This is a genomic window from Salinivibrio siamensis (genome assembly GCF_001996005.1).
Classification (GTDB): Bacteria; Pseudomonadota; Gammaproteobacteria; order Enterobacterales; family Vibrionaceae; genus Salinivibrio; species Salinivibrio siamensis.
Genome location: NZ_MUFB01000022.1, coordinates 1 through 22452, shown reverse-complemented (window position 1 = coordinate 22452; position 22452 = coordinate 1). Strand labels below are relative to the sequence as shown.

18 protein-coding genes are annotated in these 22452 nt (G+C 50.3%); 9 read left to right on the top strand and 9 right to left on the bottom strand.

Annotated elements, in window-relative coordinates:
• The first annotated feature begins 19 nt into the window (after window positions 1-19).
• Window positions 20-295, top strand: a complete 276-nt coding sequence (locus tag BZG73_RS11790; protein ID WP_046073052.1) for a YrhK family protein — start codon at window positions 20-22, stop codon at window positions 293-295.
• A 129-nt stretch (window positions 296-424) separates the two neighbouring features.
• On the opposite strand, the gene BZG73_RS11785 is transcribed toward BZG73_RS11790, so the two are convergent.
• The 3 genes from BZG73_RS11785 to BZG73_RS11775 form a co-directional block, all read right to left on the bottom strand.
• Window positions 425-745, bottom strand: a complete 321-nt coding sequence (locus BZG73_RS11785) for an AzlD domain-containing protein (protein WP_046073054.1) — start codon at window positions 743-745, stop codon at window positions 425-427.
• Window positions 742-1464 (bottom strand): AzlC family ABC transporter permease, encoded by a 723-nt coding sequence (locus tag BZG73_RS11780; RefSeq protein WP_046073055.1) that lies wholly within the window; start codon window positions 1462-1464, stop codon window positions 742-744. The genes BZG73_RS11785 and BZG73_RS11780 overlap by 4 nt, the downstream gene beginning before the upstream one ends.
• Before the next feature lie 188 nt (window positions 1465-1652).
• Entirely contained in the window at window positions 1653-2666 is a 1014-nt protein-coding gene (locus BZG73_RS11775) for a bZIP transcription factor (protein WP_077668392.1), read from the bottom strand.
• 288 nt (window positions 2667-2954) lie between these two features.
• Between BZG73_RS11775 and BZG73_RS11770 the strand changes: the two genes are divergently transcribed.
• The 3 genes from BZG73_RS11770 to BZG73_RS11760 all read left to right on the top strand — a co-directional run bounded on the left by BZG73_RS11770 (window position 2955) and on the right by BZG73_RS11760 (window position 6888).
• Window positions 2955-4160 (top strand): MFS transporter, encoded by a 1206-nt coding sequence (locus tag BZG73_RS11770; protein ID WP_077668391.1) that lies wholly within the window; start codon window positions 2955-2957, stop codon window positions 4158-4160.
• A gap of 278 nt (window positions 4161-4438) precedes the next feature.
• A complete protein-coding gene (locus tag BZG73_RS11765) occupies window positions 4439-6028 on the top strand; it encodes a SulP family inorganic anion transporter (protein WP_046073058.1) in 1590 nt (529 codons plus the stop codon).
• Between the two features lie 11 nt (window positions 6029-6039).
• Complete coding sequence (locus tag BZG73_RS11760; protein ID WP_077607144.1) at window positions 6040-6888, top strand: universal stress protein; 849 nt, start codon at window positions 6040-6042, stop codon at window positions 6886-6888.
• A gap of 120 nt (window positions 6889-7008) precedes the next feature.
• Here BZG73_RS11760 and BZG73_RS11755 read toward each other — a convergent pair whose 3' ends face one another.
• The 3 genes from BZG73_RS11755 to BZG73_RS11745 all read right to left on the bottom strand — a co-directional run bounded on the left by BZG73_RS11755 (window position 7009) and on the right by BZG73_RS11745 (window position 10143).
• Window positions 7009-7557, bottom strand: a complete 549-nt coding sequence (locus BZG73_RS11755) for a hypothetical protein (RefSeq protein ID WP_046073060.1) — start codon at window positions 7555-7557, stop codon at window positions 7009-7011.
• A gap of 133 nt (window positions 7558-7690) precedes the next feature.
• Window positions 7691-8191: a response regulator gene (locus BZG73_RS11750; RefSeq protein ID WP_046073061.1), complete on the bottom strand. Its 501-nt coding sequence runs from the start codon at window positions 8189-8191 to the stop codon at window positions 7691-7693.
• Window positions 8188-10143, bottom strand: coding sequence for an ATP-binding protein (locus BZG73_RS11745; RefSeq protein WP_158075305.1), 1956 nt, complete (start codon window positions 10141-10143; stop codon window positions 8188-8190). The genes BZG73_RS11750 and BZG73_RS11745 overlap by 4 nt, the downstream gene beginning before the upstream one ends.
• A 282-nt stretch (window positions 10144-10425) precedes the next feature.
• On the opposite strand from BZG73_RS11745, the gene BZG73_RS11740 reads away from it, so the two are divergent.
• The gene (locus BZG73_RS11740; RefSeq protein ID WP_077668389.1) at window positions 10426-11721 is read left to right on the top strand and encodes a DUF945 family protein; all 1296 of its coding nucleotides are present in this window, start codon (window positions 10426-10428) and stop codon (window positions 11719-11721) included.
• A 65-nt stretch (window positions 11722-11786) separates the two neighbouring features.
• Window positions 11787-12527 (top strand): PilZ domain-containing protein, encoded by a 741-nt coding sequence (locus BZG73_RS11735; protein ID WP_077666836.1) that lies wholly within the window; start codon window positions 11787-11789, stop codon window positions 12525-12527.
• A 72-nt stretch (window positions 12528-12599) separates the two neighbouring features.
• Here the strand turns inward: BZG73_RS11735 and BZG73_RS11730 are convergent, their stop codons facing one another.
• Window positions 12600-14222, bottom strand: coding sequence for a VRR-NUC domain-containing protein (locus BZG73_RS11730; RefSeq protein WP_077668388.1), 1623 nt, complete (start codon window positions 14220-14222; stop codon window positions 12600-12602).
• A gap of 47 nt (window positions 14223-14269) precedes the next feature.
• Between BZG73_RS11730 and BZG73_RS11725 the strand changes: the two genes are divergently transcribed.
• The 3 genes from BZG73_RS11725 to BZG73_RS16020 all read left to right on the top strand — a co-directional run bounded on the left by BZG73_RS11725 (window position 14270) and on the right by BZG73_RS16020 (window position 19174).
• Window positions 14270-15751: a bifunctional NUDIX hydrolase/phosphatase PAP2 family protein gene (locus BZG73_RS11725; RefSeq protein ID WP_077668387.1), complete on the top strand. Its 1482-nt coding sequence runs from the start codon at window positions 14270-14272 to the stop codon at window positions 15749-15751.
• 105 nt (window positions 15752-15856) lie between these two features.
• Window positions 15857-18955 (top strand): D-2-hydroxyglutarate dehydrogenase YdiJ, encoded by a 3099-nt coding sequence (gene ydiJ, locus BZG73_RS11720; protein ID WP_077668386.1) that lies wholly within the window; start codon window positions 15857-15859, stop codon window positions 18953-18955.
• A gap of 63 nt (window positions 18956-19018) precedes the next feature.
• A complete protein-coding gene (locus BZG73_RS16020; RefSeq protein ID WP_156146643.1) occupies window positions 19019-19174 on the top strand; it encodes a hypothetical protein in 156 nt (51 codons plus the stop codon).
• Window positions 19175-19305: 131 nt separating this feature from the next.
• On the opposite strand, the gene BZG73_RS11715 is transcribed toward BZG73_RS16020, so the two are convergent.
• Window positions 19306-21459, bottom strand: coding sequence for a YgiQ family radical SAM protein (locus tag BZG73_RS11715; protein WP_077668385.1), 2154 nt, complete (start codon window positions 21457-21459; stop codon window positions 19306-19308).
• Window positions 21460-21604: 145 nt separating this feature from the next.
• On the bottom strand, window positions 21605-22452 hold an 848-nt coding region (locus BZG73_RS11710; RefSeq protein ID WP_077668384.1), incomplete at its 5' end, for a LysR family transcriptional regulator.

Here is a 22452-nt window from a genome sequence, read left to right as displayed (position 1 = left end):
AAGGTCCAGAGGAGGCAAGATGATACAGCGCAATGGCCCTGAGCTGGATATTGATATTGGTAATAAGCACTTAGTGATCCAGCGTCGCTATGAAGCGTTGGGGGCATTTAATGATTTGCTCATTGCGATTTGGTTTTTGATCGGTAGCTTCTTTTTTCTCAACGATGCGTTAATGGAAAGCGGGACTTGGCTGTTTATCGTAGGGAGTGCGCAACTGTTACTCAAACCGAGTATCAAATTGATGGGGCTAGTCCATGTTTCTCGCGTACAACAAAGGGCGCAGGAAACGGCATAACCCACTTTTATTCAATAAGCTATCAACTCATTGGCCTCTGGGGCCAGCAACCAAATAAATTAAAGAGGCAGGGTGATGACCCTGCCTCTTGCTATAGTGGCATCGCACTGACTGGCTTATCGTCGTTATTTATCCCAGGACCCAAAGCTGAAGGGTAACGAAAAAACCAATCGATAGCCCGACCACTAATAAGGTCGATAGACGGGTACAGGCTAAACCGATAGCGACCAAGGCGCCGAGTAAATAAGGATTGGTGGTAGAGATAGCCAGCTGATCCTCGGGAAAGAAGACAATCGGTACCCATAGCGCGGTCAGGACCGCGGGTGCAGAGTAGGTTAGGAGTCGTTGCAATCGCGGCCCAATGCGCACAGGGATACTCCGTGCCAGTAGCAGATAACGCACCGAGAAGGTGATCAGCGCCATGGCGACGATGATTAACCAATAACTCATGTTGACGCCCTCCTTGTCGGTAACGATTCAGCCATTAGCCCCGCGACCATACCTACGCCGGTTGCAATGATTAACGCATTGGGGATGTGGTAATAGGTGAATAGCAGCATACTGACACCGCTTGCCAAGGCACAAAGCAGTACGGGGCGGGTTTTTATACTGGGCACGGTCAGTGCGATAAAGGTGGCTGCAATGGCAAAGTCGAGGCCGATCGCTTCCAAGGCTTTCAGCTGAGAACCAGCTAGAATCCCCGCCAAGGTGGCAAGATTCCAACCAACGTAAAACGCGGCGCCCGTATACAGGGCATAGTGTTTAGAAAATCTTCCCTGCTTGCTGGTGTGTGCGGTTGAAAGCGCATACATTTCATCGGTCAGTAAAAAGCCGAGGCCGAGACGCCATTTAAGTGGCAAGGGAGTGATGTACTGTCGAAAGTGAGCACCATAGAGAAGGTGCCGTGCGCTAATCACCAGTGTGGAACCGAGTACCGCTGGTAAGCCCGCCGCATTGCCCACCATCATGGTGCCCGACAATTGCACCGCTCCTGCAAAAACCAGTAATGACATGGCTTGTGTTTGCAGTGCACTGAATCCCATTTGCAGTCCTAATGAACCGCAGAGTATCCCCCAAGGCAGGACGGCGAGGCACAACGGACTGACATCGCCTAATGCGCGCCATACTGATGCCTCAGGCGCATGCACCTCTTGTGCAGCCTTATGCATAGATCACCTTTTTGTTGTATTTGCTTGGTTATAAATTGTTTTTATCGGTAAGGTGCTAAAAGGTCAGGTAACGTACTGATTAACAAACTTACAAGATGTTTGTACCATATCGCTACGCAGTCGCAAAGAACGGGATAGTTAAGTGGACTTCCCGCCATGATACTCAGAGGTATATTGATGCTGGTGGTTTAACCCACCCAGTGATAATGGTGGTTCGGCTTTTTGGCCACCAATCCCTGCTGTTGTAAGTGGGTAAATAGGGTATCGACGGCCTCTTGGCTGAGTGCATACTCCGCCATCACCGCTTTTTTGCTACAACGTAGCGTTTTGGCGGCTAGCGCGGCTTTGATATCTGCATAAGGCGCATCCGTATCCTCGTGAGGAGACGCTGAATCCGGCGTGGTGGATTCCGTGCTGATATCATTGGCACGAGGAGAGGCCTTGTTGTTCAAAGGCGTAGGGGGCGTGGCATGTGGGTGACGATACCAATGGCGGAAACGCTGCTCTTCACCAATCACGCCGACAAAGAAAGCGGCGAACACATCGAGCAACACAGAGAGAAAAATCACCAGCCAAGATTGGGCTTGATCGGCGCTGACGCCTAATGTGTTAGCAAGGTTGCTAATCAATCCCAAGATGGAGCCCTGTGCCACCGCGGGTAAACTATCGCGCTCTAACGCGAGTTGCTGTTGCTCTTTGCGTAATTGGTTGTTTTCTTTTTGTAATCGCGCCACGCCAGTCGCAATTCTATCCAATTCGATATAGCGCTCGGCAGCTTGATTATTCAATGTGATTTGTTGCTCGATAGCATCGATTTGCCGGTTATAAGCGTCAATCTGCGCTTGGGCTTGGCGCTGCTCACTTTGCGCGGCATTGGTGGCACTATTGATGCCGCCAATACTGCCGCCAATCGAGATTAAGGCCAAAATGAGATAAAAAGCCAAGGCTGATAAGGCACCCACATAGTTGCCGTGCGCTCGGCGCTCACCAAACTCGTACCATGCGTAAAACTTACCCGCTTCAAAAATCACTGCCAGTGCCCCGAACAACCACTGCATCAGCGGGTTGTCGTCAAGAGATAAAAAAAGCAGCAGGGAAAAAATGGTAGAAGCCACAATGGCGGCACCGGTAAAGCTGTACACACTCAACATGGCGAATCGCCCTTTGGGAAAGCGTAACGCCATCTTGGTTGGCGCTGACATGACTGGATTCATATTGTTGTTATTGTCTGTGATATTGAGAGGGCGCAAAGCCTAGCGCATCTCGGACCGTTTGTGTGTCAGTAAGCGGTGAAAACATGAATAAGCGATTGATCCATCGCCAATATGGATTAAAAGGCATCACAAAACCGACGTAAGCAGGTCGGGTTTCATTTCTTCTTCCGTGCAGGCATGTCATAGTCAGCTTTCACCTCATGCATTAAGTAAACCCTTGAAGGCGTGTTGATATATGACGTTTCAAAATGGAATGACAGGGGGCAATGGAGGCGTATGCTAGCGCGATCGTATGTGACATTAATCAGGCACCAATGGCCGTTAATTGCTTTTGGCTTTCTATCGATCTTTTTTGGCAACATTGGTCAATCGTTTTTCATCAGTTGGTATGGCAGCAGTATTAAAGATGCGCTGTTGTTGAGTGATGCAACCTACGGCGGGATTTACGCCATTGCGACCATGACCAGCAGCGTGTTGGTGATTAGCTTTGGTGGTGTGGTGGATCGGGTGCGGGTCGACAAATTACTGATCTTCTTTGCCACGTTACTGATGGTCGCGTGTGCGTTGATGTATTCCGTTGATAGTGTGGTGGGCTTGCTGCTGGTTTTCTTCTTACTGCGTTTTTGTGGACAAGGTTTTTTGCCTCACATCGCGCAGGCCACTGTGATTAAGCGTGCACAGCAAGATAAAGGCAAAGCCATTAGCTTGGTCGGCAGTGGTGTTGCCATTGGCGAGGTGGTTTTACCCTCAATTGTCATTGGCTTAATCGCGTTTTTGGGCTGGCGAGAAAGCTGGTTATTCATTGGTGCCACCCTGTTAGTGGTGTTTTTACCACTGGTGTTATGGCTAGTCAGAAAAGCAGACCTTAAGCGGACCCGTATTGACGCAGATAATCAAAACCACGCCAGCGATGCGAGTCGGCGTCAAGTTGTTCGCGACTGGCGGTTTTGGATGATCATACCGATAGCTTTGGTGACGCCGTTTTTGGTGACCGGCGTCTTTATCCAACAGGACTTTATCCTGGAAGCGAAAAGGTGGACGCCGGGCGTATTAGCGGGCAGTTTCGTATTTTACGGGGCCGTGCATTGGCTAAGCTCAGTGATATCAGGCAGCTTGATTGATAAATATCGTTCGCGAAATGTACTTATCTTAATTCCCATTCCACTGCTACTTGGGCTAATGGTGATAGCTAACATTGATCATACCCTTGCGGCACCGCTTTTTATGTGCCTTTTCGGTTTAGCGATTGGTGCAACCAATCCTGTGATTAATACCTTATGGGCGGAAATGTATGGGGTCTCGCATATTGGTGCCATTCGGTCTTTGGTGACTGGCATGATGATCCTCTCCACCGCATTGGCACCTTGGGTGTTCGGTATCGTTATCGATATTGGCTGGACGCTTAACCAACTGATTTATGCACTCATTGGATTGATTCTTTTCTTTACCGTGCTGTTGGTGCCTGTGTATCCACGTATATAAGATACAGCGCTAAGCCTAATGTGCGAAAGCCAACCTTGCCTGATGGTAAAAATAAGCGAAAAAGGGGGTTGGAGAAAAGAATGAAATAAATCTGTGCTAAAAATATCACAATTACAAATTAAGCATCTGATTTGTAGTCATTAAGTCGTTATTGGACAAAAAAAGGGGAGTTGACGCTTGGTCAATAAGTGACTAGGATCACGCGTTTTGATTTTCAGGTGAAATAAGGCCTGAAATGAGCGCAACACCTTTTTTAACCCAATTTTGTAGAGACGTTCATGATAGATAGAATTCAGCGTGATTGGTTCTCCAATGTACGTGGCGATATTCTTGCGGGTATCGTTGTGGCATTGGCCTTGATCCCAGAAGCGATTGCCTTCTCGATTATTGCCGGTGTGGATCCGAAAGTCGGGCTTTACGCCTCCTTCAGTATCGCAGTGATCATTGCCTTTGTGGGTGGCCGTCCAGGCATGATTTCCGCCGCAACGGGTGCGATGGCGTTGTTGATGGTGACCTTGGTGAAAGAGCATGGGCTTGAGTACCTATTGGCGGCCACTGTGCTAACCGGGATACTGCAAATAGCGGCCGGTTATTTAAAACTCGGTAACCTGATGCGTTTTGTTTCTCGCTCAGTGGTAACTGGGTTTGTCAACGCGCTCGCGATCCTGATCTTTATGGCGCAGTTGCCAGAGCTCATTGGTCCGGAAATCATCCAGGGTCTAAAGGTGACATGGGAAGCGCTCGCGGTGACCGATTCTGGTATTGGACTTTACTATCCACAAATCACTCTTATGGGTGAGATTATGTGGCATGTGTATCCAATGACGGCCGCCGGTTTGGCGATCATCTATCTTTTCCCTCACATTCCTCGTATTGGTAAAATGGTGCCATCACCTTTGATGTGTATTCTTATCCTAACCGGTATTGCCATGGCGTATAACCTCGACTTGCGTACCGTGGGTGACATGGGTGAACTGCCTGACACCTTGCCAGTGTTCTTATGGCCGGATGTGCCGCTAAACGTTGAAACCCTGGCGATTATCTTTCCTTATTCTGCGGCTCTGGCTGTAGTGGGTTTGCTTGAGTCAATGATGACCGCCACCATTGTCGATGATTTGACCGACACAGACAGTGAGAAAAACCGTGAGTGTAAAGGTCAAGGTATTGCCAATATTGCCACCGGTTTCTTGGGCGGTATGGCCGGTTGTGCGATGATTGGTCAGTCGGTCATTAACATTAAATCCGGTGGACGTGGACGTCTCTCTACCTTGTTCGCCGGTGTGCTATTGCTGATTATGGTGGTGTTCCTCAGTGATTGGATCAGCCAAATCCCGATGGCCGCGCTGGTGGCGGTAATGATCATGGTGTCTATCGGTACCTTCTCTTGGGAGTCAGTGGTTAACCTGAAATCACACCCACTATCGACTAATATCGTGATGGTCTCGACCGTGGTGGTCGTGGTCTTCACCCACAACCTCGCGATCGGTGTATTGGTTGGGGTGCTACTGGCAGCCTTGTTTTTTGCCAACAAGATTGGTCGCTTTATGGTGGTCAAAAGCGAGCCTGAAGACAATGGCGATGCGCGTACTTATCGTGTTGTTGGCCAAGTCTTTTTTGCCTCGTCAGATCAATTTTTATCATCGTTTGACTTCAAAGAGGCGTTGGAGCGTGTCACCATCGATCTCTCGGCAGCGCACTTCTGGGATATCACCTCCGTGTCTGTGCTTGATAAGGTGGTCATTAAGTTCCGCCGTGAGGGTACCGAGGTGAATATCGTGGGAATGAATGATGCGACGGCGACCATCGTCGATAAGTTCGGCGTGCACGATAAACCAGAAGAAGTAGAAAAAATGATGGGTGGCCACTAAGGAGACCGACCATGGAACAAATTACCGCGTGCGTAGATGGCCCGCATTATTCAAAGCAAGTGGCAGATTTGAGCGTTTGGGCTGCCAAGCGCTTGTCTGTTCCTTTGACACTTTTGCATGTGCTGGATAAGTCCTCACACCAAGCGGAGCCTGAACTATCAGGCAACTTGGGCGTGGGTAGCCGTGAACAACTGCTACAAGAGCTGGTGGAGCTGGATGAGCAGCGCGCCAAGCTAGCCATGAAGCACGGCAAAGCCTTGCTGTCTGAGCTGGAAGAAGACGCTAAAGCCAAAGGGCTGAGCGATGTGCGCAAGTTGCAGCGCCATGGCAATTTGGTGGAGACCTTACTGGATATCGAGCCACAGACGCGGGTATTAGTATTAGGTAAATCAGGTGAACTACACCAAAACGACACCAAGGCGATTGGTTCGCAGCTTGAAAGCGTGGTGCGCTCGATTAAAGCGCATACCTTGGTTGCTAACGGTGAGTTTTCAACACCTGAAAGCTATTTATTAGCATTCGATGGCAGCGATATCAGCGAAAAGCTAGTGGAAAAAGCACTGAGTACACCGCTGTTGGCAGGGATGACCTGTCATTTAGTGATGGTGGAAGACTCGCAAGAAAAGTTGGCAGCGTTTAAACGCGCGGCAGAGCGCTTGAAAACGGCGGGTGTCGATGTGGTTGAGGCTCAGTTAACCGGTGACGTGCACCGCGCGATTTTAGCGTATCAAGCTGATAATCAAGTGGGCATGATCGTGATGGGCGCCTACGGGCACTCAAAACTGCGTCAATTCTTTGTGGGGAGCAATACCACTAAGTTGTTGGTTGAATCGACCGTGCCTATGCTATTAATCCGTTAGTTGTGCATGAGTGCATACATACATAAAAACCCGCAGCGATGCGGGTTTTTTTGATCTGACTTTCAACGTCTGGCGGCAATACGCCATTGCTTGATGGCAATGCATTACCGAGTGGACTTATCAGTATTTAAAACGCGTGGTAAACATAAACTGATCGCCGTACCACTCGTTAACACGGTAGGCTGCACCGAGTGAGAATAGCTCAGTGGCATGGAATCGCCCGTAGGCAGATCCAAAGGTATCTTCTTCATCATCCACTGTTAGCAGGCCGATTTCGCCGCCAACTTCAACTTGTGGGCCAAGCCACTGACGCACGCCTAGGTTGACCTCTAAGCCGACATCACTATCAAAGTTGTCTTTGTTGACGCCACGCGCGAGTAGCTCACCGGTTAAGTCTGCCCAGTTGTTAATCGGCGCATGAAAGCCAATCCCAGCAGCCGTGTCCCAATCGGAATCAAATTCGGTATCCGCTTCTACGCGTACGTGCGCGTTGGGATGGATAGACATGCTAAATCCTGCACCATAGGTGAGTGGGCTAACACCGATGCGTCCTTCCAGATAGTCGTAACTGAAGTTACTCATGGTGGTGAGGTTGGCGTCTTCTTCATTGGCCACGGCGCTGAATGAAGCCAAAGCGACAATCGCGCTGGCTAAAAGAGATTTACGCATTATCAATTCCACTTGTTATTGGTGTTCAAATCATTCTATAAGACGATTGCGCGCAGAAACAAGCACATCCGCCCGTGAGTCAGGCTTTTTTACCGATTTTTGACCTATCGGCGTGTACGAACTGGTTTGAGAGCTATTCTGCGCCCATATCCCATTTGTTGCGGTTGATGGCTTCTACAATCCTAGGGGTGTCCAGTACACTGGTCCACGGCAATAAATTGGCTTCGTGCGCGATGACATAGCTGGTGAGCTGATCGGTGACGACACTGACCAAGGTCTCTTTTTGCCAAGGTTTGGCAAGGTAATAGTGTAAACTGGCGTGATTAACCGCAGAGACCGTATCTTCTAAGCCTGCTTGGCCGGTCAGTAACACTTTGCGCGTCGACGCTGTCTCTGGCTGATTGGCTAACTCAATCAAAAATTCCACCCCGAGCTCGCCGGGCATAATATGATCACACAGAATCAATGCCAGCTTGGTACCTTCTGTGGCCATGTCCGCAATCACTTCTCGTGCTTCTGCGACTGACTCTGCCGCTTCCACCTCGAAGTGATCGGTAAAGCCTTGCAAGTCATCGATCACGCTATCGAGCACATCACGCTCATCATCGACACATAGGACTAAGTATTGGCTCATCGTTGGGGCTCCTTACTGGCAGAGGCGGGGAGTTCAATAGGTAACGTCACTGTCATTGTGGTACCGACAGCTGGCTGCGAGTGTACCTGAATATCGCCCCCTTGCTCATGGATAATGGTTTGGCACATGGTCAGGCCAATACCTAGACCAAAATGACCTTCGCGTTTGGTGGTGTAATTTAACGCAAACATTTTTGCTTGCTGCTCAGGGGTCATGCCTATACCGGTATCACTGACCGACACTTCTATCGTGCCAGAGGCTTGGTCATTGAGTGTTTTTACTGTCACTGTCAGTGTGCCTGGCGTTTGCATCGCATCTAAGGCATTGGCAATGAGGTTTGTCCATACCTGCGCTAAGGCCGAGGGCTGAGCAATAATATCGGGCACCCAGTCGTAGCGTTTTTCCAATTGATGAGGCTTGAGTCGATGCTCAAATAAGGTAAGGGTATCATCAATGTTTTCAATAATACGGGTGCGTTGGCGTTGTTCGCTGTCTTGACGGGCATAGGTGCGTAAGCTTTTGACGAGATCGGCAATACGCGCCGCGCAGACATGATTAGAGCGCAATAACCGCCCACAGCGGGCGTATTGCTTCCAGGTAGCAAGTTCGTGATTAAAGCCCTCACCCAGACGTTGTTGCCATTCTTTGATGTTTTCAGGCTGATACAACCCAATGTTGACTAAATCGCGCGCGATCCGTTTATCCCCGGTGAGGTCGCTTAGGGTGCGGGTATAGGTTCGAGCCGTGGCGGTTGATAGGGGGGAACTCTCGCGGTTTGTCTGTAAAAGCGACAGGGCTTGTTCGCGGCTGGCTGAGGTCAACGGGGTTTTTGCGACTTCCTCTAGGGCGTCTGCAAGTGCGTCACTGTTGCGTAAAATCGCTGACACTGGATTATTGAGTTCGTGAGCGACGCCCGCCACGAGTTGCCCCAGTAGTGCCATTTTTTCTTTTTCTAATAACTGGCGGTTGGCTTCGTCCAGTGAGGCGAGCGTTTGCTGCAGCTGGATTTCGGTATCGATACTGCGCTTTAAACGTTGGTTAAAGTGCAACAACAGGTATTGAATAAACAATGGCAGTAGCTCAGAGCGACTGGTCATTATTTTGCTAAATAACGCATGATCGATTTTGATCACCTGCGTCCGAGTGAGGGTGCGCCCCGTAGAGAAAGAAACGTCTCCCGTCACGAACGACATACTGCCAATCAAGCTGCCGGAAGAAAGGGTGGAAACATGGTGCTCTTGCCCTTCGTCATCTGTTTTATACAGCCCAACGTCACCATCGGTGATAAACCACAAAAAAGCATTATCTTGATTTTCTTTGGTAAGCACATGGTTGGCACTGTAGGTGCGGCACGCACGGCTTTCATCGTTGCCTTCAAAAAACGCATACAAACCGGCAATGACGCGATCGGCGACCGCTGCTTTGTCGGTTTCGCCTGGCGCTAACAATTGCGCTTGAAATTGGCTTATCTCGCGCTCAACTTGAGCATCTAATAAGGTGCGGTGATCTAACACTTCGGTATAACGCAGCAAATCATGTTGGCAATAGCGCAACACGTAGGTAGTGAGTTCTTTTTCGGCAACACGCTGCATCTCCTCGGCTCGCCAAGGCTTGTGCATACAATAATTGAGTCGGCCTTCATTCACCGCCTGCAAAATAATATCGTATTGCGGTGCCTCACTGAGCAAAACAGTCCGTGCGCCTTGACTGGCAGAGTGGTTGTCGACATTGACTAATAGATCGATACCGCGATTATCGTCCGACCCGTTATGGCAGATCAGTAATGCCACCTGTTGCTCGTTAGCCTTAAAGTCGTCGAGCATGGCATAAGCGTCGTCTGGGGTCTCTGCACTGCAAAAATCAAACACATCACGAAACGGCGCAAGGTCGTGAGACAACTGCTCTACCACGAAAGGGTCTTGGTCAATGCACAATATAACGTAGGGATTCATACACTCTGTCGATCTATTGCAAATATGCTTTGATTGTATGCATTTATCCGCGGCAATGATGCGAAATGGTCGACATTCACGAATAAATACACCGTATTCTGCATGGCAGTACTGTGATACACGCCCTTGCCTCATTAGTGAGAAAGTTCCTTCTTATTATTCATTGTCTATTGACCTGTGCGATGGCTTCCATAACAGTTTGCCTTCACAGTATAACGCGTTATCTTCAGCGCCTAATTTTAGTTACACTATGATTTTTCGCATGCCTGAGGCAAAGAAAACATGTTTTTAGGAAAGTATGGTGCCATCGCAGGTGGCCTTGCGATTGTTGCGTGTTGGCCATTTGCGACTGGCCAAATCGCACAGTCGATGTATGAGCGAGAAGTCGATCAGCGCTCAACGTCAGAATTCACGCTTGAGCAGCAGACCTACGATCGCGGGTATTTAAGCTCGCAGGCGGTCACACATCTCGCATTTCAGGGTGAAACCAAAGCGATGCTTGCGCAGTCGGGCTTACCCGTTAGCTACGAAATCGCCTCAGAGATCTCCCATGGCGTGTTTGGCGTCTCGTCAAGCAACACGTTAGTGATGACGCCTGAGCTACAAGCGATCACCCAAAAAGCGTGGCCAGGTAACCCAACCCCAGTTCGTTTAGAGCTAGATACCTTGATGACAGGGGCATCCGATTATCACCTTACCGTCGCACCTTTTTCGCTATCAGAGGCGAGCAGTAACCTGACCGCGAGTGAGTTAAGCCTACAAGGCGAGATCGACCGCAAAGGACATGTGAACGCAACCTTTTCTTTACCCGCGCTGGCCTTCAACGACGATAGTGGGCAGCAACTGAAAGTGGATAGCGTGTCGGGGTCAGGAAGCGGCTATTTGCAAGATGGTCTGTGGATTGGTGAACAGTCTTTATCGCTCGAGCAAGCGCACTTCAGTGATGTGAGCGGTCAATCGTTAAAGCTGGGCGATGTCAAGCTTGAGATAGGGAATAAGTTGATCACGTCTGAGTCAACCTCAACCCGCGAGCTAAATAACACCAACCAACTGACGGTGGGAACGATTGCGTTACCGAACAACACGCAGTGGCGTAACTTGGTAGTGGCACTCGATGCCAATCATCTTGATTACAGTGCCATGTCCCAAATCGCGTTACTCTCGTCGCAGTGGCAAGAAGGTAGCGCACCAGTGAGTATGGAGGCCTTTGATCAAGCTTTGGTGCAATTGTTGCAATCGGGGTTATCGATTGATTTGTCGCCCGCCAGCTTAACCGTGCCAGAAGGGGATATCAGTGTCGACATGCACGTCGATGTAAAAGGCAGTGAGCCAACTGGCGTGTTTAATTTGCAGCAACTGGTCAATCAGGTAAGCGGCGATCTTGATGTTTCGGTACCCAATGGGGTGCTGACACAGTCACCGTGGCAAGCAAAAGTACAGGATCTGACCAAAGCGGGTTTTGTCACACAAACAGATAAAAATACTGTGCTGTCTGCCAAAATTGAGGGAAACCAAATCATCACCTCTGATGGCTCTGCCGTACCGCTGGTACAGTTTGTCATGTTTATGCTGATGTAAATGCCGCATGGGCACTGACTGGAGACGTCGGTGCCCTTAGTTATCCATCACAATAAAAGCGAACGATGATGCAGTCCTTGCCTGAACTTAAGGCCAAAAAATACAAAACGGTGAGAGAAGAGACCGTCATAGGGTTACGTGCCGTGGCATTTATGAAGCATGGCACCACGACGCAAGTACAAATAAAGACCCCAGTGGGACAAACGTACCGGTGTGAATGTACCTTTATCGGTTTTGATGGTGAAAAGCGCTTATTCTTTTCGCTACCGACAGAAAACCTTAATCAGGTTAATCAGTTTTTTATTGAAGGTTATCGCTTGGCGGTTGATGCAGTATCTGATGAGGGCGAGGGGGCTAAAGTGCGGTTTGCCTCTAAGATCTCAACCGTGCTCAAAACACCCATTAATTTGGTCATGGTCGAGTTACCGCAACAAGCCAAACTGATACAACAGCGCAAAGATAATCGTTATGAGTTAAACGTCAAAGGGGAAATTCCGCTCGATCATCGTCGTTTGCCCGTTAATCTTACCGATATTTCTGCAGGCGGTTGTGGGTTTAGTTTTGACGCCATTGCGCCTGTGTTTGAAAAACACCACCAAATGGCGATTCAAATCCAAGCACCAAACAGTGACGAGTGTTTTATCTTGAGTGGGCAAATAGAGAACCGCCAACAAAAATGGGGCATGCAACGCTATGGCGTGTCGTTTGACCGCAGCGGTCTCAAACATTGCGAGGCGTTGATTAAACGGCTGGTTTACGATGGTTCCTATTATATTTTTAACCCACATGTAGAAGAAAAAGAGTGACAACGTCACTTTAAAGACGCGGTGGCTGTCGCGAGATTGAGAGCAGGTGATAGACATGTCTCAGTGCGTGCATTATTGGTCTGGCGTCACATACGTCACTTTCGCTGGGATCTCATGCTGTTGAAAAAACTGTAGCCAGCGTGTTTGGTGAGGCTGTAGCGTATCGCCCGGCCCCTTTACTTCCACCCATTGGTAGGATGCGCCTCGGCACATAAACAAGTCTGGATGGCCGCGGCGGTTATGGCGACGGTCGAACAAAATACGTTGAAAACAGGCGCGAAGCTGTGTGTCTGTAAGCATGACTAACGCAGCCTCAAGCAGCGGCCACTCTATCACCGACCAATTTACCCACTCGTTAGTGATGCCGTGCTTTTGCTGATAGTGTTGCGCCACCCAATCGCGTGCTCGATCAATCTCGGCAAGGCGCTTATCAATCAGTGTCTGTCGTTTAGCGACAAAGTCGTCGCTGTGGAGATCGCGCGGCCCACGTTGAAAAGGGTTAAGAAAGGCGCCACGGACCGGCAAAAACAAAACATCCCAAAAAAACAGCCCAAATAACGCGTTAAGCAAGCTGTTCTCGCTGAACCATACTTCCCAGCCTTGCTGACGATAATAATCAGCAACCTCCTTTTCGACGCGCTGATTCAGCGGTAAAGCTAACGTCTCGGTGGGTAATGTCGCCGGTTTAGCACGCGCTGAGGGAACCAAGCGGCCGAGTGCGCGAACCGGTTTTTGTTTCGCCAAGCGATAAGCGACGTCAAGCTCTTCCTCATCGTGTGGGGCTTGGAGCATGGTTGCGATGATCGTTGCAGCCGCTTTAATGTCACCTTGCTTTATCAAGATACGTGCGCATCGTTCTTGGCTGGGTGGCTGAGTGGTGGTTTGATACAGCGACAATGCGGTCGATAAATCATCCTGGCGCTCAAATTCGCGTGCAATGCGATTAACCAAGCGCTGCCGCTTGCGCTCGAGCGGTGCCCAGTCAAAAGGGGCTGGTAAACAGGGCGCTAACGCCAATACTTCTTTAGGTTGCTTGTTTTTGCGCGCTTGCCACAAGATCTCGTTTAATGCGGATAAGTGCAGCCAGTCATTTATTTGGGACCTATGCTCAAATAAGCGATCGGCTTGCCGAATGGGATAGGGCTCAAAGTGTTGGATACCCAGCTCGGCCACCACGAACTGGCTCAAATCCTGGCGCGAATTGCCAAAATACAGCAGGTTTAATACCGGTAAGATGTCTGGCTGGTGGCAGACCACCAATGCATAAGGGCTGTCGAGCGTGTTGCCGTAGAGATCCTCTATCGCCTGCTGCCACTGGCTTTTAGGCGCACTTTTGGTGAGCCCTGTATCAGGAAAAGCCGCCATAAGTTGTGTTTTGGTGAGTAATTTGAATACCACCTCTGCCGGGGCAGTATGGGTAAGGCTAATAAATTGATGTTCAGCTAAGGTGTCGAGCAGCGGCGGCGTTTCACCCAGCTCATCGTAGTGCAGCGAGCCGGCCAAAAACCAGTCGTGACGGCGCATCAGTAAACGCACCAGCAAACACTGTGCTTTGAAGCTAAGCTGTTGAAAGGTCGTCAGCCAATGTCGTTCTTTGTGCGTGAGAAGATCCCAGTCACGTTCGCAGACTAAATCCATCAAGTTTTGAAAGTTATGATGGTAATAATAGGGACTAAGAGGGTCTGGCTGCGTCATTCTTTTCCTTATCTTTCATCAGGACACGTGCATTCAGGAGCCGCCGCATGAAACGGATTATCGCTGTACTATTGTCAGTCTTTAGCGGATTAGTGTCGAGCTATGCCTTGGCTGAGAATGAAACTACGTTCTCCACCGAGCAAGGGATCGCTGGGGTCGCATGCATTATTAGCGATCCAGCCGGACGGCTCTTGCTAGTGAAAGACACAGTGACCGGACGGTATGGTTTGCCCGGTGGGCGGGTTAACTTGGCCGAATCACCGAGTAGAGCGCTAGCGCGTGAAGTGTTTGAAGAAACGGCTATTCGCGTCACGGTCGGTAATGTCTATCATCAAGATGAGCGTGGTGTGTTATTTGCCTGTCAAAGCCAGGCACCATTGCCCGTTGTCTCTACGGCGGAGGGAGTGGGTCTTTTGCCGGCTTGGCGCGCGCCCCATTTTGCCTCTGAAGTCGAGCAAGCACGGCTGGTACCGCGCGCCCATGCGCAAGATTATCGCTATCGTTTTCGCGACCGTCGTGATCTTTTGTGGTCGCTAGCGGCGAGAACGCCAAGCAGCGATGTCAGTGCCTTGGCCGATTTTAGTGCCTTAGCGCCTGTGTTTTATGTCAGTCAATATCGATGGGTCGCGGGGATACAAACCGCGGTACAGCAAATGAGCGAGGCGGCGAGCTCGACCGTGACCGCGGTATTTAGATTGGTCAATACGCTGGGCGAGACCGCCTTTTACGTTGCACTGCTGCCGCTATTTTTGGTCTTTCGTGGCCATAAATCCGCATTATCACTTCTCTTTTTGTTAATAAGCGCGGCGGCAGTGTCGACGACGCTAAAAAGTGGCTTTGCCATGCCAAGGCCGTTTTATTTGTGGCCAGAGTTACAAATCGGCCAGGCAAGCGGTTTTACCGTACCCAGTGGACATACATTGCTTGCAGCGGCAGTGATGACTGCTTGGTATCTAAAACGTCGAGTCATCCACCCACCCGCGTTTGGCGCGCTTGCGGTGGCGTTGTTGGTGATCGTGCTTATGGGGCTGAACCGGATGTACCTTGGGGTGCATTTTGCCAGTGATGTGGTCATTGGCGCTTTGGTCGGCGCCAGTGTTGCTTGGGCGACTGTCAAGCTTGATACGGTAACGGTGGGTAATGAAAGGCCCATGCTAACGACAGGCAGAATCTGGTTCTTAGCGTGTCTTATCATGGCGCTGTTGGCATTGGCATTAAAGATCCCCAATTTGGTGTATCTGTCAGCGTTAGCAGCGGGTGTCTATACCGGTCAGGTTTGGCATAAGCTGTTTCCTAGCCATAAACCGGCTAGCCAGCTCAATGGCAAACTGTTAACGCTGGCGTGGATTTTTTTCGGTATCGCCGCCATTGTTGGCGCCGCCTGGGGAGTGGCACAGCTGACAGGCCTAAGCTGGATTGTGCTTATTGTCGTTTCAATGGCGGCATGGAGTTTGGGCCCGTGGGTACTGATTGCCAGCCCAGAGCTTGCTAAATGGTCGGGTAAGCGGCTAGGTTGGCGCGAGTGGTGATAAGGATTTGCTAGGTGATCGCTTTGGCTGTGCCAAGAGTTAAGGTAAAGTGACAGCACAACAAAAATTGCACCAGGCATGGTGAGATAGCGCACAGGAACAGCAATGATACCGGCAATCCATCCAGAGGCGGGCCTGTCGTCCGCCGTTGTTGATTTTATCACCGCTTTGCAAACAGCAGGTTTTCAAGGCGACATTGAATCGACCTATGCAAGCCGCCTTGCGGTGGCCACTGATAACAGTGTTTATCAGGCCTTACCACAAGCCGTCCTCTTTCCCGCATCGGTTGATGATCTTCAGCTTATTGGTCAGACCGTCCAAGCCCCAGCTTTTAGTGAGATTAAGTTTTCTCCCCGTGGTGGCGGCACTGGCACCAATGGCCAGTCGTTGACCCAGCATGTGGTGGTGGATGTGTCGCGTCATATGCAACAGGTGCTGGAAGTGAACCCGGAGCAAGGCTGGGTACGTGTGCAAGCAGGCGTGGTTAAAGATCAACTCAATGATGTCTTGCGCCCGTATGGTTACTTTTTCTCACCTGACTTATCGACCAGTAATCGTGCCACGATTGGCGGGATGATCAATACCGATGCCTCCGGTCAAGGCTCGCTACGTTACGGCAAGACCTCCGATCATGTACTGGGTTTAAAAGCAGTGCTCGTCGATGGTAGCGTCCTCGATACACAGCCTCTCAATGCGGATCAGCTTCAGCAAGCGATGTCGCGCGATGATCTCAGTGGCCGGGCGCTGCAAACGGTGTCCTCAGTCTGTCGTGAGCACCGTGACTTGATTACCGAGACCTTTCCACCGTTAAATCGCTTTTTAACCGGCTATGACCTTAAACATGTTTATGATGACACACTCACAGCCTTCGACATTGGTCGCGTGCTGTGTGGCGCTGAAGGGTCCTTAGCGTTTATTGCCGAAGCCAAGCTCAATATCACCCCGATCCCGACCGTGCGGACTTTGGTAAATATTAAATACGACAGCTTTGACTCAGCATTGCGTAATGCACCGATGATGGTAGACGCTAATGCCTTGTCGGTTGAAACCATTGATGCCAAAGTGCTTGATTTAGCGCGTAATGACATTGTTTGGCATACGGTGAGTGATCTGTTGCAAGCGGTGCCCGGCAAAACCATGCACGGCATTAATATGGTGGAGTTTGCGGGGAATGATCCGGGTGAGATAGAGCAGCAGATTACGGCACTTTGTCAGCAACTGGATAGCTTGATTGCTCACAAGCAAAAAGGGGTGATTGGCTATCAGATTTGTCGGGATCTCGCGTCAATCAACAAAATTTACGCGATGCGTAAAAAGGCGGTCGGACTGCTAGGTGCCACAAAAGGTAAAGCCAAGCCCGTCGCCTTTGCCGAAGACACTTGTGTACCGCCGGAACACCTTGCTGACTYTATCAGTGAATTTAGAGCATTGCTCGACAGCCACCATTTGCACTATGGCATGTTTGGTCATGTCGATGCGGGGGTACTGCATGTGCGTCCAGCGCTGGATTTGTGTGACCCTGACCAAGAACGCGTAATGAAAACCCTCTCGGACCAAGTGGTTGCTTTGGTTRCCAAGTATGGCGGCTTGATGTGGGGAGAACATGGTAAAGGCTATCGTTCAGAGTACGGCCCAGCGTTTTTTGGTGAGACCTTGTTTGCGCAGCTTCGCCATATCAAGGCGGCATTTGATCCGCAAAATCGGATGAATCCAGGAAAAATCTGCACACCGATTAACAGCCAAGATGCCTTGGTGAAGGTTGATGACACTAAGCGTGGCTTTTATGACCGTCAAATCCCCGTAGAAGTGCGTGATAGCTTTAAAGGGGCAATGGAGTGCAATGGCAATGGGCTGTGCTTTAACTATGACACCGCCTCACCCATGTGTCCTTCGATGAAGGTCAGTTATGACCGTCGCCATTCGCCAAAAGGTCGCGCTGGGATCGTGCGAGAATGGTTGCGTTTACTGTCTGAGCAAGGTGTCGACCCCTTGGCGGTTGAGCAGGCATTGATGACCCAGTCGCCTTCAGTCCGTGAAGTGATGGCCAAATTCGGACGCTATTTTACTCGCCGCAGAGAAGCAGATGATTTTAGCCATGAAGTCATGGAAGCCATGAGCGGTTGCTTGGCGTGTAAGGCTTGTGCTAGTCAGTGTCCGATCAAAGTGGATGTGCCGAGTTTCCGCTCGCGCTTTATGCAGCTCTATTACAGCCGCTATCCCCGCCCGGTGAAAGACCACTTAGTGGCGAACATTGAAACCTTGCTCCCGCTGATGGCCAAAGCACCAAAATGGGTGAATGCGGCGACTCAGCCTCAATGGGCCCAAGGACTCACTGCGAAGCTAATTGGCTACACAGACACACCGGCGTTGTCGGTGCCGACGCTGGCTCAGTCTCTGGCGGGCGATCATGCGCTTAAGTTTGACTTAGCATGGCTGCAGGCTCTGTCCGCGCAAGAGCGTGAGCACTATGTGTTGATCGTGCAGGACCCTTTTACCAGTTTTTATGAAGCGCCCCTGATTCATGATTTGATCAAACTGGCGCGACAACTCGGGAAGGTGCCCATGCTGGTACCCTTTAAACCCAACGGGAAAGCCCAGCATGTAAAAGGTTTCCTCCGTCGTTTCGCCCAGACGGCGCGTAACACCGCTGGCTTTTTAAACCAGCTGGCGGCGTTGAATATACCCATGGTGGGCGTTGATCCGGCGCTGGTGCTTTGTTATCGCGATGAGTATCAAGAAGCGCTAGGTAAGCACCGAGGTAACTTTAATGTGATGCTGAGTCATGAGTGGCTGAGCAGTGTTGTGCCTGACATGCCGGTCGTGACGAGCCGTGATGCTGACCCCTGGTATCTGTTCGGCCACTGTACCGAGAAAACACAGTTGCCTCATGCTGAGCAACAATGGGTGGCTTTATTTGCGCACTTTGGTGCGACGCTTAAACCGATTTCTGTCGGTTGTTGTGGTATGGCGGGCACTTATGGCCATGAAGCAGACAAACGTGAAACGTCAGCTGCGATCTATGATTTAAGTTGGTCGCCACAGTTGGCCAACCTACCTAGCGAGAGAGTGCTCGCAACCGGTTACTCGTGCCGTAGCCAAGTGAAGCGGTTTAGTGAGACGCAGTTACAACATCCTTTGCAAATCTTGTTGCGGCTAGCGTGTACGCGAATTGATCGTGCGCGTGTCGATAACGTATCACTATAAAGCTTGCATCTGGGTGGCTTTGTCATACAGTAAAATAAAGAGCTGAAAGCTAAGGTAAAACAAATGCTTAAAACGATTGTTATCATCTTGCTGGTTTTACTCGGGATTACGGCAGCCCAGTACTTGGACGAGGGGACGCAAAAGAAAATTGCGTGGGTGATCGGAGCCATCGCCGGTGTCCTGGCGCTTGGTGTGATTGGTGTTGAGCTTTTCCGTTAGTGGTGGGCGTATCCGACGCGCCATGAGTACGATGATACCGTAACGCTCGTAGTGAAACGCCCGTAGTAAGATGCCCGCAACGGGGTGTACCACGACGGGCGTTTTTTATTTCATCCTTTTAAAGCAGGCGCTTATGCGCGTTTTCCACGCTGGTTATTGCCTCGCCCTTTGTTATTTGGCCGACGTATATCGGGTTGTTTGGGGTGCTTAGTGGCAAAGCGCTGGGTGCCATGGCGGCCTGAGCGGCGCTGCCGGCCTGTTTTTTCGGGGGCATCTTCTTTCGGGATCAGGCACTTGGGCCCGTTACCAATCAAATGCTGTTTCCCCATACGTACCAAGGCTTCACGGATCAGTGGCCAGTTAGCGGGATCATGGTAACGCAGTAGTGCCTTGTGTAAGCGTCGCTGGCGCTCTCCTTTTGCCACTGTCAGTGTTTCGCGCTTTTTATAGCGTACCCGCTTCAGTGGGTTGGTTTCTGAATGGTACATGGCAGTCGCATTACACATGGGTGATGGGTAAAAGTTTTGCACTTGGTCGCACTCAAAGGCATTCTCTTTCAGCCAGCATGCCAGATGCACCATATCTTCATCCGTACACCCTGGATGCGCGGCAATGAAGTAGGGGATCAAATACTGTTTTTTGCCCGCTTCTTTACTGTATTTTTCAAATAGAGCCTTGAAGCGATCATACGCACCCATACCGGGCTTCATCATTAAATCCAGCGTATTTTTCTCAGTATGTTCTGGGGCGATTTTTAAATAGCCACCGACATGGTGAGTGACCAACTCTTTCACATATTCCGGTGACTCAATCGCCAGATCGTACCGCACTCCCGAGGCAATCAGGACTTTTTTGATTCCCTCTACTTGGCGTGCTTTACGGTAAAGATCAATGGTATGGCGATGATCGGTATTGAGCTTGTCACAAATCTTTGGAAATACACAAGAGGGGCGACGACAGTTACGCTCCGCTTTAGGATCGGCACAGCCGAGTCGATACATGTTAGCGGTTGGGCCACCCAAGTCTGAAATCGTGCCAGTAAAACCAGGCACTTTATCGCGAATATCATTGAGCTCTTCAATGATCGACGCTTGTGAGCGGTTTTGGATGATCCGCCCTTCGTGCTCGGTAATTGAACAAAATGAACAACCGCCGAAACAGCCACGCATAATGTTCACCGAGGTTTTAATCATGTCGTAGGCAGGGATCTTGGCTTTACCGTACTTTGGATGAGGTACTCGCGCATAGGGTAGGCCAAACACATAGTCCATTTCTTCGGTGGTGAGCGGCACCGGAGGCGGATTAATCCAAAGCAGTTGATCGCCATGTTGCTGACCCAACGCCCGCGCGGAGTAGGGGTTGGCTTCCAAATGCATCACCCGGCTTGCATGGGCATACAAAATCCGATCGTTTTTGAGTTTTTCAAACGAGGGCAGGCGAACAAAGGTGTTTTTCGCATCATGCCTAGAAGGGCGAATGGTGATTGGTTTCGCGGCATCCGGCTCTGCTTTTTTGCAGGTTTCGCATTGGGTTTCTGTTGCATAGGGGTTGGGCATGGTCATGCTCTTTCCCGGCTTATCAATGCGGGTGGAATCGACTTCTGCCATACCTTCGGGCGGTGTTTTCATCATCACGGCGGTGCCAGCGATGCGAGTCATATCGGCTAAGGTGTCACCGCGAGATAAACGATGCGCCACTTCTATTAAGGCGCGCTCGGCGTTGCCAAATAGCAATATGTCTGCTTTGGCATCACATAACACAGAGCGACGTACTTTGTCTGACCAATAGTCGTAGTGTGCTAAACGGCGCAAGCTGGCCTCTATCCCGCCCAGTACGATCGGCGTTTGCTTATACGCCTCTCGACAACGTTGAGAATAGACCAAAACCGCACGATCAGGGCGTTTACCTCCCTCGTTATTGGGCGTATAGGCATCATCATGGCGCAGTTTTCGGTCTGCGGTGTAGCGGTTGATCATCGAGTCCATGTTGCCAGCCGTCACGCCAAAGAATAGGTTAGGCTCGCCTAATGCCATAAAATCATCTTTATTGTGCCAGTTAGGCTGCGAGATGATGCCAACACGAAACCCTTGTGCTTCCAATGTGCGGCCAATCACCGCCATGCCAAAGCTAGGATGATCGACATAGGCATCACCGGTTACGATGATGATATCGCAGCTATCCCAACCTAAGATATCCATCTCTTCACGGCTGGTAGGCAAAAAAGGCGCGGGGCCAAAGCAGGCCGCCCAATAAGGGGTGTAATCGTATATAGCAGTCGGTGTCACGTTATGGTCTCTTGGTCAGCCCATTGCAATGAGGACAGGCGATTCAACGATACGCGCATCGTGCGCCAGGGCGGGCGATAAATTAGCCAGCGATTTTAGCGATAATCCTGCATCGAGTATAGGGGTAAATCTGGGGAAAGGTGGCTCAGGATGTCATAGAAGGCTTGGCAGACGGATTGTGTTGTTGCACATAATCAATGAAGGCGCGATCGGCGAGGGACAAGTAACCGTGTTTACGCCAGGCAATCGCAATATCGAGCTTGATCGGTTGTGTAAAGGGGATCCCGACAATCCCCCTTTCATGTTCGGTGACCATATCGAGCAGTGCACTGATCGCAAACCCATGACGGACGATATTCAAAATCATCGCCAGTAAATTGGTTTCTAATGAAAGTTTGGGGGTTATTGCATGCGTATCGCAGACCTGATCAAGGTAATCACGGTGGAAGTATCCCGGACGGAACATGATCAACTCATGGTCGAAAAAGGTGTGGTAATCGAGCGTATGATGTGTGGCGAGCGTATGATCGGTCGCGACAACGGCGACCATCTGCGAGGAAATCAAATGCGTGGTTTCTAACGAATCGGGCACCTCTCTATCGTTAATCACGGCGAGATCCAGCTCACCGTCGAGCAGCATTTGCCGCAGGGAGTGAGTGCCAGCCTCTACCACCGTGAGTTTTAGCGCGGGATAGCGACGGCGGAACCCCATCAGCAACTCAGGAAAAAAATAAGATCCGAGCATACCCGGTACACCGATACGTACCTCGCCTTTTTGCAATCCTTTAAGCTCATCCATGGCTGTGGCTGCATCTTGCATTTGCTGTACGACGCGATAGGCATGCTGCAGTAATACTTGCCCTTCTTGCGTAAGCTGAATGTGCTTTTCATTGCGAATAAAAATCGGCATACCCAATTGATTCTCAAGCTTTTTAATCGCAATACTGAGCGCAGGTTGCGCGATATGCAGACGCTGGGCGGCGAGCGTAAAGC